This is a genomic window from Shewanella sp. HL-SH5 (genome assembly GCF_051163755.1).
Classification (GTDB): domain Bacteria; phylum Pseudomonadota; class Gammaproteobacteria; order Enterobacterales; family Shewanellaceae; genus Shewanella; species Shewanella glacialimarina.
Window position 1 is genome coordinate 1,597,212 of the sequence record NZ_CP195038.1, and the last position, 12,733, is coordinate 1,609,944.

Here is a 12,733-nt window from a genome sequence, read left to right on the forward strand (position 1 = left end):
TTATCGACTTCGCCCGGTAATTTTTTTGATAAGCCCTGTGGCTTATCTACAACAAAGTTGGAACACTATGGCACTGTTGCAAATTGCAGAACCTGGACAAAGCGCCGCGCCGCATCAACATCGCTTAGCTGTCGGTATTGATCTAGGTACCACTAATTCACTGGTCGCGGCAGTCAGAAGCGGCCAAGCAAGCACATTACTCGATGAGCAAGGTCAGCACTCTTTGCCATCTGTGGTTCATTACGGTAAAGATACTATTTTAGTGGGCCGTGAGGCTCAAGCACAGTCCGCGATTGACCCACAAAATACTATTGTGTCGGTTAAGCGCTTTATGGGCCGCAGCCTACAAGATATTCAAAATCGCGATGCTCAGCATGCTTATCAGTTTGAGGCAAGCGAGAATGGGTTACCTGTGTTTGTTACTCAGCAAGCTAAAGTTAATCCTATTCAAGTGTCCGCTGAAATTTTAAAACCCTTGATAAAACGTGCTGAAAAAACCTTAGGCGGTGAATTACAGGGCGTAGTGATTACTGTTCCGGCTTATTTTGACGATGCGCAACGTCAAGGGACCAAAGATGCCGCAGAGCTGTTAGGGGTAAAGGTACTGCGTTTACTTAATGAACCTACAGCAGCCGCTATCGCTTACGGTTTAGACTCTAAACAAGAAGGTGTGATTGCCATATATGATTTAGGTGGCGGCACATTCGATATCTCTATTCTGCGCTTAAATCGTGGTGTATTTGAAGTACTCGCTACCGGTGGTGATTCTGCATTAGGTGGTGATGATTTTGATCATCTTTTAGTTGAACACTTTAAGCAATCCTGGCAATTAACCACATTGACAGCACAAGAGTCTCGTCGATTATTGATTGAAGCTCGTCGAGTCAAAGAAGCGCTAACAGATAATCAAAACGTGACCGCGAATTTGTCGTACCATGATAAACAACTTGATTTAATTGTTACTAAAGCTGAATTTGACACTTTAATTGCTGCGTTAGTTAAAAAAACTATTGGTAGTTGTCGCCGCACATTACGTGATGCGGGTGTGACTACCGATGAAGTGATTGAAACCGTTATGGTTGGCGGTTCTACACGTGTGCCCTTGGTGCGTGAGCAGGTTGAAGCTTTTTTTAATAAAACACCGTTAACCTCAATCGATCCTGATCGAGTTGTCGCTATTGGCGCCGCAATTCAAGCTGACATTTTAGTCGGTAACAAGCCTGAGTCAGACTTATTATTGTTAGATGTTATTCCGTTATCCCTAGGCATTGAAACCATGGGCGGCCTGGTAGAGAAAGTGGTTACCCGTAATACCACCATTCCTGTTGCGCGAGCTCAAGAGTTTACCACCTTTAAAGATGGTCAGACTGCTATGGCATTTCATGTCGTGCAGGGCGAACGTGAATTAGTTGATGATTGCCGCTCTTTAGCGCGTTTTACCTTGCAAGGTATTCCTGCTTTAGCCGCAGGTGCTGCGCATATTCGAGTGACATTTCAAGTCGATGCCGATGGCTTGCTGAATGTCACCGCAATGGAAAAGTCTAGCGGAGTAAAAACCAGCATTCAGGTTAAGCCATCATTTGGTTTATCTGATACAGAAATTGCTACAATGCTTAAAGATTCTATGAAGCATGCTAAAGAGGATATTACTCGCCGTATGCTTGCAGAACAAAAAGTTGAAGCTGCTAGAGTTATTGAATCGTTAAATGCTGCATTACAAAAAGACGGTGATTTACTCGAAGCCAATGTGCGTTTACAGCTACAAACTGCTATTGAGTTATTAGCTGCTACCGCAGAAAAAGATGATGTTGATGCGATTGAAAAAGCCATCAACGATTTAGATGCCCAAACCCAAGATTTTGCGGCAAGACGTATGGATAACTCGATAAAAGCGGCGTTTAAGGGCCGTTCTGTCGACAATATATAGGTGAGAACATGCCACAATTAGTTTTTTTTACCCCATAGTGAGTTATGTCCTGATGGGGCAGTGCTTGAAGCTGAAGTCGGTGAGACTATTTTAAACGTAGCTTTACGCAATGGTATTCATATTGAGCATGCTTGCGAAAAGTCATGTGCATGTACTACATGTCATGTGGTTGTGCGTGAAGGTTTTAATCAACTTGAAGCAAGTGATGAGCTTGAGGATGACATGTTAGACAAAGCTTGGGGACTAGAGCCTGAGAGCCGTTTATCTTGCCAGGCTAAAGTGGTTGCATGTGACATGGTGATTGATATCCCTAAATATACCGTTAATATGGTCAGTGAAGGCTAGGCCAGTCATTGACTATTTTAGCCGTATTAAAAAAGGCAATAACCTAGAGGGTTATTGCCTTTTTTGTGTTCGATTAATACCGCTAGTTTTTACCACTAGATATTCACGCCTGGTTATCGCCGCTGTATGGTTAAAAATGCGTCCGTAAAGAAGCAATTTTCACCTAAAACACCACTTATGCTATGCATACAATATTAAATTACGTATAATCCGCGCGAATTTTATAAACTTGCTCACATTAAGGAAGCTAGTTATGGCGATCGAACGCACATTTTCTATAATCAAACCAGATGCAGTTGCTAACAACCACATCGGTGCTATTTATAATCGTTTTGAATCAGCAGGTCTTAAGATCGTTGCTTCTAAAATGGTTCATTTATCTAAAGAACAAGCTGAAGGATTCTACGCTGAACATAGCGCACGTCCTTTCTTTGGTGCTTTAGTTTCTTTCATGACTTCTGGTCCAGTAATGGTTCAAGTGTTAGAAGGCGAAAACGCTGTTCTAGCTAACCGTGAAATCATGGGTGCGACTAACCCAGCTGAAGCTGCTCGTGGCACGCTACGTGGCGACTATGCTGCTAGCATAGATGAAAACGCAGTTCACGGTTCTGATGCACTTGAATCAGCAGCTCGTGAAATTGCTTACTTCTTTAGCGCTGATCAAGTGTGCCCACGCACTCGTTAATCTTTGCTAAGAAATGAGAAGGCGCCTAGGCGCCTTTTTTATTGCCCTAAATTTGAGTTTAACCTATTAACGCTATCCATTGTACTGTTACCGAAGTCATTACATTTAGTATTTTATAGCAGTAAAAATATCGTATTTTACTAGCTTATTAATTGTATTTTTAGCTTGTTGTTTGCATGAAGATTACCTAAGGGTAAAGAATTGTCACGATACAAGCTGTTATATAAGCAGTTATATAAGCAGTGGAATTGTTAACGAATTTAGCAAACTAATAATGTTAATTTATTTGAGTGTATTTTATATACAATATTTTCAATAGATAAACTTTTAATAACAACCTTATTAAAGTGAGTTTTATCACAATGTTGGCAATAAAAAAGTAATTACCTATCAGTTTATGTATTTATTTCATTAATTCAGTCTATTTAACAATCACTTGAATTGTGTAGTTATTGATGCATTTGTTTTTATATTGTTTCCCTGTTAATTACTATGGTTTTTTATGTTTTTCATTTGTTTATTATTTTAAATCATTTTGTTTTATTTTCATTTAAATTAATTGCGGGTATATTTTTTCTGCATTAAAATCAGCGTCTTGGGTTTTGTATTATCTATATGGATAAATTGTCACCCCTATTGTGTTTGATATGTTGACGTTGTTGACTAATGGTTTTTTATTTATTAATAATGCTGCCCTGTAATTAGCACTTGGCTAATTGCATTATAAAAAATATAACAACTTGATGTTTTTAAAACTAAGTTGCAGGGAGTTTTATTATGAGTTCAGTTTCATTAACTGCGAAAGCTATTCGTAGTAGTTTATTAGCAGTTGCAGCAACAAGTGTTGCATCTGTCAGTGTATTTTCAGCTTCTGCTATTGCAGCAGAAGAACAGGCTCAAAAAGTTGAGCGTATTGCTGTTACCGGTTCACGTATTAAACGTACCGACATGGAAACAGCCAGCCCAGTCAGTGTTATCGATGCGTCTGCTATTCTTTCATCTGGCGCGACTTCAATTGATGATGTTTTGCAAAAAATGACATCGTCAGGCGGCGCAATGACTAACGCTGCGGTTAACAATGGTTCTGGTGGTAATGCATCAATGAACCTACGTGGTTTAGGGTCAAACCGTACTCTAGTACTGGTGAACGGTCGTCGTATGATCGCATCAGGTACTGGCGCAGCTTCAACGGTCGATTTAAACACGATTCCAGTTTCAATGATCCAACGTGTCGAAGTATTAAAAGATGGCGCTTCAGCTGTCTACGGTACCGATGCTATTGCGGGTGTTGTGAACGTTATTTTAAAGCGTGATTTCGACGGCTTTGAAATGAATGCTCAAACAGGTTTATCTGCACAAGGTGATGCTGATGAAACAAGCATCGACTTTACTTTAGGTAACACATTTGACAAAGGAAATTTAGTTTTAAATGCTCAGTACACCAAACGTGGTGAAGCAAGCCAGGCTGACCGTGGTTTCTCTGAGTGTCCAATTGCTGAAAAAGGTGCTGCAGGCGCGAAAACACTTTATTGTGGCGGCAGTTCTTATGCACAAGGTGGGCATATCTGGGGTGATAGTAACTTCGGTATTACACCTACTGGTGCAGAAGGTGATTATGCAATCGGTGATTCAGGCTTCTATGGCCAATATATTAATGACGGCAAAGGTAAGCCTAAGTTTGCTTATTTTGACGAAAACAACACTGAAGCAAATCTAAGTGGTCGTGGTGGTGAGTATCATGACTATAGCTCAGCAGATGCTTACAACTACGCTAAAGACAGTTTCTTATCAACCCCTATGGAGCGTTTAAACTTAAGCTTCTCGGGTACCTACGAGCTATCTGACAGCATCATGTTCTTTACTGAAGCTATGTACACTAAGCGCTCATCTGAACAACAAATGGCGCCACAGCCAATTTGGAGTAAAGATCCTTGGGTTTATGATTCATCGTGGATGAATAAAGAACTTATTGGTAAAGTTCAAGAAGGTGAGGCAGTCAGCTATGGTCGTCGCATGGTTGAGTCAGGTTCTCGTGACTTTAGCCAAACTGTAGATACAGTGCGTATTGTTGTTGGTTTAGAAGGCGAGTTCGACAATGGTTGGGCATGGGATGCTTCTTACAACAAAGGTAAGAACGACTCAGTTGATACTTTAGCTAACCTGCATAACATTGGTTCTATTAATGATGCAGTTACTGCAAAAACATTCGACCCATTTACTCAGTCTTCTTGGGAAGGCGCAAGTATTGCCCCATTTATTTACACCGAAGTAAACAGCGGTGGCAGTGAATTAGATATCGCAGCGGCTACTTTATCTGGTGCAATCATGGATTTACCTGCGGGTGAATTAGGTTTTGCAGCAGGTTATGAGAACCGTAAAGAGTCTGCGCATTATACGCCTGACTCATTAACGGCTCAGGGCTTAGCTAACGACCCACGTGTTGAAGCTACCGCTGGTGAATTCAGTGTTGATGAGCTTTATGCTGAATTAGCGATTCCATTGTTAGCTGACTTACCAATGGCACAGCAGGTTGATATGAGCGCAGCAGTGCGTTACTTTGACTACAGCACTTTTGGTGATGATACAACTTGGAAGCTAGGCTTAACTTGGCGCTTATATGATGACTTAATGGTTCGTGGTGGTCGTTCTACAGCATTCCGTGCGCCAACAGTAAGTGAGTTATTTGGTGGCAAGTCTCCATCGTTTAATCAAATTGTTCACCCATCAACTGACCAAACTCAAGCTGAAGTGACTGTAGGTGGTAATGAATTACTGACTCCAGAAGAAGCTGATATCACCACTCTTGGTTTGGTTTACTCTCCAAGCTATGTTGAAGGTTTATCGTTCACTGTTGATTATTTCGATATTGCGATAACTAACACCATTACCGCTGTTGACTCTAACTATGTGGCTAACCAGTGTTTAGATGCCGGTGGTAACAAAATCAATACCGGTACTGCACTATGTCAGTCTTCAAATATTGAACTTGACAGCACTGGTCGTATCAAGTTTGACAATGGTTTACAAAACATTGGCGCAACCAATACTTCAGGTTATGACATTAACGTAGCTTATGTGTTTGATGCGTTAGATTTAAGCTGGAAAGCGGGTTTAGACTCTTCAATTCTTTCTTCATATGAAGAGTTTGATCCAGATGGTAAAGCTGTTGATTACCGTGGTTATATCACTGGCGGTGTCGGTGCTTACGCTAAGTTTAAGTCAAACTTTAACATCACAGCAACTGGTGATGATTGGAGCGCAACTTATGAAGCGCGTTATATCGATGGTATGGACTCCTTTGCATGTAAAGCTGACACCACTAAGTGTTATGCACCTACTGTAAGCAGCATTGTTTACCACGATTTATCAGGTTCTTATGACGTGACAAACACTGTTCGCATGTCAGCTGGTGTGAATAACATTTTTGATGAAGAGCCTCCATATTTCACTGGTAACAACGATTCAAATACCGACCCTTACACTTATGATGTGTTAGGTCGTTATTTCTTCGTTCGTGCTAACGTGAAGTTCTAATATCGAGTATTTGTTAACGCTAATCCTATGACTAGCTGAAACGTAATAAAAAAGCCCTAGACAATGTTCTAGGGCTTTTTTTGTGTTTTTAGTTGTTAAAATTGATGTTTTTTCTTAGCAGACAACAGACAACAGACAACATACTACGGGTTACTGACTTCAACTTCGTATGAGCTAAATTTACGGATATTTATCACCCCAGTATCAAATATCAAATATTGCCCTTTAATACCCTGTAATATACCTGTTACTTCTGCCACTTTATCAAAGTTATGTGATTTTACTTTTAGTGGAAATTGCTCAATAGGGTATTGAATTGCTTGAATGTTAGCGTCTAATCGCTCAATAATTATATCGCTATGTTCAGCGGCTATTTGTTGTAATTTATCAGCGATTAAAGGTATTAACTCAGCCGCTTGAGACACTAAATCAATATCATCATTATGACCCTTAAGCATGGCCTGCCAATGGGTTTTGTCATTGATGAATTTTGCTAATTCTATCTCAATTAACCCTGACATTTTACGGGTCGACACTTTAAAAATAGGCAATCCTTGGGTGGCACCCTGATCAATCCAACGTGTCGGTATTTGGTTGTGACGAGTAATGCCGACTTTTATCCCTGAGGTATTTGATAAATAGACATAATGGGGCACAAAACAATGGCTTTGCGCCCATTCTGGCTCACGGCAAGTACCTTGGTCAAAATGGCATGTTTCGGGCTTCATGATGCACATGTCGCAACTAGCCAGTTTTTGCATACAAACATAACAGTGGCCCTGGGAATAACTTTTTTTAGTTTTCTTGCCACAATTACAACAAAAAATATTACCAGTATGCGTTAACGTCAGTGATTTACCGATTAGGGGATTTAGTGCAATAAGTGAGTCACCCACAGGTAATTGATATTGCACTTCATCCGCTGAGTTAAGTGAAGTGTTGAGTTTTGATAATGTGCCTAACATGCGCGTTCCATTTATGAGCTTTTGCAACAGAGTTTAACAGATCTGATGGCTAAACTATGCGGCAATTTAGTTCAATTGCACTTTTACATTCGTCTTAAGGGCTGCTTAATCGAAATGTAGTTGTGCTTTGTTAAGCACATTGCCTTGCTAGGTAGACTTTGTTTTTACCCGAAAACTTTGCTTGATATAGGGCTTTATCTGCTTCTATCATTAATTCTTGAAGTGAGGAGGTTGATGAATGTAATTCAGCAAGACCTAAACTAATAGTAAAGTTTACTGTAATGCCATCAAAGATGAAGTCTTTTTCGGCAATGCTGTTTCTAAGGCGTTCTGAAATAGCCCAAGCACCTTGTTCACTGGTTTTTGGCAATACGATTAAAAACTCTTCTCCCCCGATACGGCCTACGAGATCTTGCTTTTTAATACAAGTTTGCGCTCTTTGTGCGAGTGCTTTAATCGCTAAGTCACCAATGTGATGGCCGTATTTGTCATTGATTTCCTTAAAATTATCTATATCAAAAATGATCACTGAGGCAGGTTGCTGCAATTTTATCGCACGTTTGATTAACTGCTCCCCTTTTATAAATGTAAATCCTCGATTGGCAATTTTTGTTAAAAAGTCTGTTTGTGAACGTTTTTTGTAAGTGTTTAGTGCAAAAACTAGAAACAAGCCCAGTGTAATAGTTAATAAAGCCACGATGGTTAGTCTAAGCTCATTAATTCTTTCTTTATCTTGAATGGCGGTAAGCTTTAGCTCATTAATAGCCAGTTTGTTGGCGAGGAGAATATTTTCAAACTCAGCGACTTTGGCATGGTGATTTAACGCCGAGTTGATGACTTCTGGATTTAACATGTTGAGGTTGTTTTTACGTTCATCATCAATTAATTGAAACAGTAAATTGACTGAAGTTAAGTAATCTTGGTTTGCAAATGCAATAATTGCATCCGCTTTAAGTGTCATCTGTTGTTTGTCTGTTCTGAAGTCCTGATCCTGTTTAAATAGCGTCGCCATCTCATCAGCTTCTGCAGTCTGTCCATTACGCATGTAAGCGATTGCAAGAAATAGATAACCACTAGTGACAAAATATTGCTCTTGGGTAGTGTGACGTAATTGAATGGCATTTTTTAGGTTTGCTATCGCTTTTGGATAATCATTCATACCCAGTGCTACTCGTCCTGCATTTAAGTGCGCGAAAAAAGTAAAATCTTTGAATTCCAGGTTTGATTTAGCGAGTTCAAATTGTGCTTCTACACTGTTTTTTGCTTCAGGCCAATGACCTAGCTTAATACTTTGACTTAACATGTTGTGCAACATATTAAACATGTCTTGTTTATCATTAATGGTTGCCCAGGTTTGATAAGCTTTTTCAAAATTGTCATAGCTACGCTGATGCAAGCCGACATTACGATAAAGGCTACCTGTGGCGTTATAAATTAACGCTTTTCTATTAGCATTTAGCTTTTCACTTTTATCGACAATATCCATCGCTTCATCCAGTAAAGCAATGCCTATATGTATGGTATTTGCTCCTTCATAACAAAATGCATTTTGGGTCAATGTTTTGGTTAATAGCTCGGTATTATTTTGCTGTCTTGCATATTCAAGCGCTTTATAGCGATCGACGCAGTAAATAGCAGGGTCATTTGTTTGCAGGTAGAGCGCAAAAGAGCGTTCAAGATGGCTGTCAATTAAGGTATCAGATATTGCCAATGTGTTAACCAAATTGATACTGTTATCATAACTGCTAATTGCTAAATCAAGCTGCCGGTTTTTCTCATACAGTTGACCGTATAAAAAATACAACTTGGCTTTATCTTCACTAGCTAAAATGCTTGTTTCGATATTGAATTGATCTAAGTGTTTCAGCGTTTCTTCTACAGAATGAGATCCTGCATAGTTTTCAAAATATTCAACTGACTCGTTTGCAAGTCCATTTGAGCTATAAATATTAACTAGAAAGCAAATCAACAGCACACAAGCTTTTGAAGAGGTCATATTCATCGGTGTCACAGTACTAATTATCCCTTTAGTCTTATAAATGAAGATTATCATAATCTAGCATTATGTATACTCCTGATTAACTAATAGACCATATATAATCAGATACTTAACTTCGATACTAAGTGAGATGTCTAAGTGTAATGATGACAAACTGTTGTAAAAGCCTTGTCGAAAAATCAACAGTTCCTAGCTTATAGAAACTGAGGCATGACAGTATTTCCATGCTAGTGGAAGTCTATAATTTCGATGGCATAATTAAAATGCACTATATAATAGTGCATTTAAATCTCTGCCTCAGTTTGGCTGCATATTTATCGCTAGTTGGTTCTAGTGACTTTATCTAAAACAACATCGTCGCCTAATTTATAAAATTGCTCGACGATTTGTTCTTCTTGAATGAGTTCGGTTAAGCCTAAGCTCATATTCGCCCTAAATAAGGCCACGCCAGTATGACTGGCTGTTTCATATTGACTGCTAAATTGCTCAATATTGACCCCAAGCGCATTGAGACTATTTGAAATATGTAACACCAGTCCTGGGCGATCGTAAGCGACAAGTTGATAACTTACATGTTTGATAGGTGGTGCGGTTTGACTGGCTTGTGAATAAGTTAATGACAGGCCATCAATACATTCTAGCGCATCAACAAATGCATCCCATTTATCGACGGGCATTTCTAATTGTAATATTGCAGCAAAAATACCGTCCAGGTGGCGCATTTCTGAATCTAACCAATTACCATCTTGACGGCTTACTGCATTAGCGATCTGTTCAACTAAGCCTTTTCTATCAGGAGCTTGCAGGGTAACCAAATAACGCATCATAAATATCCTCTCCTACATGAAACTAAAATTTTGACTGTAACACTACTGTCATCTTTACGTCATATAATGCCAACCACTTTAAGTTGGGTTAATAATGAAAGACATATATTGTCATCAGCATTTATTGTTAACACAGTAAATTACACAATCAAAGCGCTATTTTAGTGAATGATTAAATATAGAGGTTCTTAATGGAAAGTCAGGTAAGTCAACCTGGTTCTGCGGCTAAAAGTCTACTTGTAGATCGCTATGCAACACGCAGAGCATTTAAGGATAAGGCAGCACAAATTGCTGTAACTGTTGGCGGCACCATGGTGTTTGTTGCGTTATTACTGATATTTTTCTATCTGCTATACGTGATTAAACCTATTTTCGACGGTGCTGATATTCAGCCTAGCAGTAAAGTGAACATGTTACACACTGATGTGCCAACCCTAATGGTTGGTAGTGATGAACAGAATGAAGTGTTATTTCGCGTGGCAAGCGATGGCCAAGTAGATTTTTATTCTTCGGTAACAAACCAACTTATCACCTCGCATATTGTTAAGCTTCCAATCGGAACTACCGTGACTAGTAGTGCGAAATCAAGTCCGAATGAGCAACGCTTTGCATTAGGATTAAGCAATGGTCAGGTGCTGGTACTGGGAATCGATTTCGAGGTCACTTATCCTGATAATCAACGCTTGATTACGCCTAAAGTGCGTTATTTGAACCAAGAGCCATTAACGATTAATGCTAATGGTTCAGTACATCATTTAGCATTTGATTTTTCAGACAACCGCATGAGCTTTGTATTCCAAGACCAACAGGGTGTGTGGAATATCAATCGCCTTGATGGTGAAGAAAATATGATGACCGAAGAGGTTGAGTGGGTTTCATATCATTCTGTTATTGAAGAAGCGCCGTCAAAATCATTAATGCCTTTAATGACCCCAGATCATCGCCAACTTATTCTACCATCAGCCAATAAGTTGTATGTTTATGATATCAGTGATGCAGAAGCCGTTGAGTTGATGCAAGTGATTGATGTCAAAAAAGGCGATGCTAATATTAAACAGGTGAATTTACTTGCCGGTGCGAGTTCAATATTGGTCAGTTACGATACAGGTATTGTGAGTCAGTTTTTTCAAGTCAATAGTGATAACGGCCGTTTATATCAGTACATTCGTGAGTTCGACGAGTTAGCTTCAATTAGCACTATGGCGACAGAGTTTTATCGTAAAAGCTTTGCAGTATTGAGCCCTGAAGGTGAGTTAACCCTATTATATGCTACTAGCCAACGTAATTTGTTTGATGAGAAATTTGAGCTACCTAATCCAGGTTTGATGTCATTTAGTCCGCGTTCAAATGGGCTTATCATTGAAGCGGATAAGCAGCTACATTTATTTGCGGTTGAAAATAGTCATCCTGAAGTGTCGTGGAGCGCCATGTGGCAAAAAGTGTGGTATGAAGGGTATCCTGAACCACAGTATGTATGGCAATCAACCTCCGGTTCAGATGATTTTGAAGCAAAACTCAGCTTGATGCCGTTAGCGTTTGGTACTATGAAAGCCGCATTTTATGCCATGCTATTTGCTGTGCCATTAGCTATTGCTGGTGCTATCTACACCGCATACTTTATGACACCTAAAGTGCGTAATGTGGTTAAACCTACCATTGAAATTATGGAAGCACTGCCGACAGTTATTTTGGGATTTTTAGCCGGTTTATGGTTAGCGCCGCTGATTGAGGATCATTTACCCGGCATTTTAGCCTTGTTGATACTATTACCTACCTCTATTTTAACCAGCGCATTTTGTTGGAGCAAGTTACCGCAAAAATGGAAGCAACGTCTGCCTGAAACTTATCAGGAATTAATGTTAATTCCGGTGATTATTTTTGTTGGCTGGTTTTCATTTGCTATTAGCCCAACCATTGAAATCATGTTTTTTGATGGCAACACGCGTCAATTCATCACCAATGACTTAGGTATTACCTTTGACCAACGCAACGCATTGGTAGTCGGTATTGCCATGGGCTTTGCGGTTATTCCAACCATTTTCTCTATTGCTGAAGATGCTATTTTCTCCGTACCGCGTCATTTATCTAATGGTAGTTTGGCGTTAGGTGCGACAAATTGGCAAACCCTTACGCGAGTTGTATTACTGACCGCAAGTCCAGGTATTTTCTCTGCCATCATGATGGGATTAGGTCGTGCTGTAGGTGAGACCATGATTGTACTGATGGCAACAGGAAATACCGCCATAATGGAGTGGAGTGTGTTTGAAGGTATGAGAACACTTGCGGCTAATATTGCAGTAGAAATGCCAGAATCTGCAATTGGTTCATCTCATTATCGCGTGCTGTTCTTAGCGGCATTCGTGCTGTTTATATTCACTTTCGTATTCAACACCATTGCAGAGGTAGTTCGTCAACGTTTACGTGACCGCTACAGTTCGCTTTAAGGAATAA

General features: G+C 39.7%; 7 protein-coding genes and 1 pseudogene. 5 read left to right on the forward strand and 3 right to left on the reverse strand.

Features of this window, described 5'->3' with window-relative positions; translation table 11 throughout:
* Positions 1-67: 67 nt before the first annotated feature.
* The 4 genes and pseudogenes from hscA to ACRWQM_RS06910 all read left to right on the forward strand — a co-directional run bounded on the left by hscA (position 68) and on the right by ACRWQM_RS06910 (position 6,491).
* Complete coding sequence (gene hscA / locus ACRWQM_RS06895; RefSeq protein WP_434931671.1) at positions 68-1,927, forward strand: Fe-S protein assembly chaperone HscA; 1,860 nt, start codon at positions 68-70, stop codon at positions 1,925-1,927.
* Between the two features lie 8 nt (positions 1,928-1,935).
* A pseudogene (fdx, locus tag ACRWQM_RS06900) lies at positions 1,936-2,272 on the forward strand (ISC system 2Fe-2S type ferredoxin).
* Between the two features lie 253 nt (positions 2,273-2,525).
* Positions 2,526-2,957: a nucleoside-diphosphate kinase gene (ndk, locus tag ACRWQM_RS06905; RefSeq protein WP_226415046.1), complete on the forward strand. Its 432-nt coding sequence runs from the start codon at positions 2,526-2,528 to the stop codon at positions 2,955-2,957.
* 777 nt (positions 2,958-3,734) lie between these two features.
* Positions 3,735-6,491 carry a TonB-dependent receptor gene (locus tag ACRWQM_RS06910; RefSeq protein WP_434931672.1) on the forward strand — a complete coding sequence of 919 codons (2,757 nt, stop codon included), beginning with the start codon at positions 3,735-3,737 and terminating at the stop codon, positions 6,489-6,491.
* 143 nt (positions 6,492-6,634) lie between these two features.
* Here ACRWQM_RS06910 and ACRWQM_RS06915 read toward each other — a convergent pair whose 3' ends face one another.
* From ACRWQM_RS06915 to ACRWQM_RS06925, 3 genes are all read right to left on the reverse strand, one after another.
* The gene (locus ACRWQM_RS06915) at positions 6,635-7,456 is read right to left on the reverse strand and encodes a DUF2797 domain-containing protein (protein ID WP_434926457.1); all 822 of its coding nucleotides are present in this window, start codon (positions 7,454-7,456) and stop codon (positions 6,635-6,637) included.
* Positions 7,457-7,586: 130 nt separating this feature from the next.
* The gene (locus tag ACRWQM_RS06920; protein WP_434931991.1) at positions 7,587-9,458 is read right to left on the reverse strand and encodes a diguanylate cyclase; all 1,872 of its coding nucleotides are present in this window, start codon (positions 9,456-9,458) and stop codon (positions 7,587-7,589) included.
* Between the two features lie 317 nt (positions 9,459-9,775).
* Positions 9,776-10,282, reverse strand: a complete 507-nt coding sequence (locus ACRWQM_RS06925; protein ID WP_434931673.1) for a glycine cleavage system protein R — start codon at positions 10,280-10,282, stop codon at positions 9,776-9,778.
* 191 nt (positions 10,283-10,473) lie between these two features.
* Between ACRWQM_RS06925 and ACRWQM_RS06930 the strand changes: the two genes are divergently transcribed.
* Positions 10,474-12,726 (forward strand): ABC transporter permease subunit, encoded by a 2,253-nt coding sequence (locus tag ACRWQM_RS06930; RefSeq protein ID WP_434931674.1) that lies wholly within the window; start codon positions 10,474-10,476, stop codon positions 12,724-12,726.
* Positions 12,727-12,733 lie beyond the last annotated feature (7 nt).

Bases quoted from the DNA above. Each gene is read 5' to 3' on its own strand.
- ACRWQM_RS06915 (WP_434926457.1), bottom strand. From the start codon at position 7,456: ATGTTAGGCACATTATCAAAACTCAACACTTCACTTAACTCAGCGGAT.
- ACRWQM_RS06910 (WP_434931672.1), top strand. From the start codon at position 3,735: ATGAGTTCAGTTTCATTAACTGCGAAAGCTATTCGTAGTAGTTTATTA.
- ACRWQM_RS06920 (WP_434931991.1), bottom strand. From the start codon at position 9,458: ATGAATATGACCTCTTCAAAAGCTTGTGTGCTGTTGATTTGCTTTCTA.
- ACRWQM_RS06925 (WP_434931673.1), bottom strand. From the start codon at position 10,282: ATGATGCGTTATTTGGTTACCCTGCAAGCTCCTGATAGAAAAGGCTTA.
- hscA (WP_434931671.1), top strand. From the start codon at position 68: ATGGCACTGTTGCAAATTGCAGAACCTGGACAAAGCGCCGCGCCGCAT.
- ndk (WP_226415046.1), top strand. From the start codon at position 2,526: ATGGCGATCGAACGCACATTTTCTATAATCAAACCAGATGCAGTTGCT.
- ACRWQM_RS06930 (WP_434931674.1), top strand. From the start codon at position 10,474: ATGGAAAGTCAGGTAAGTCAACCTGGTTCTGCGGCTAAAAGTCTACTT.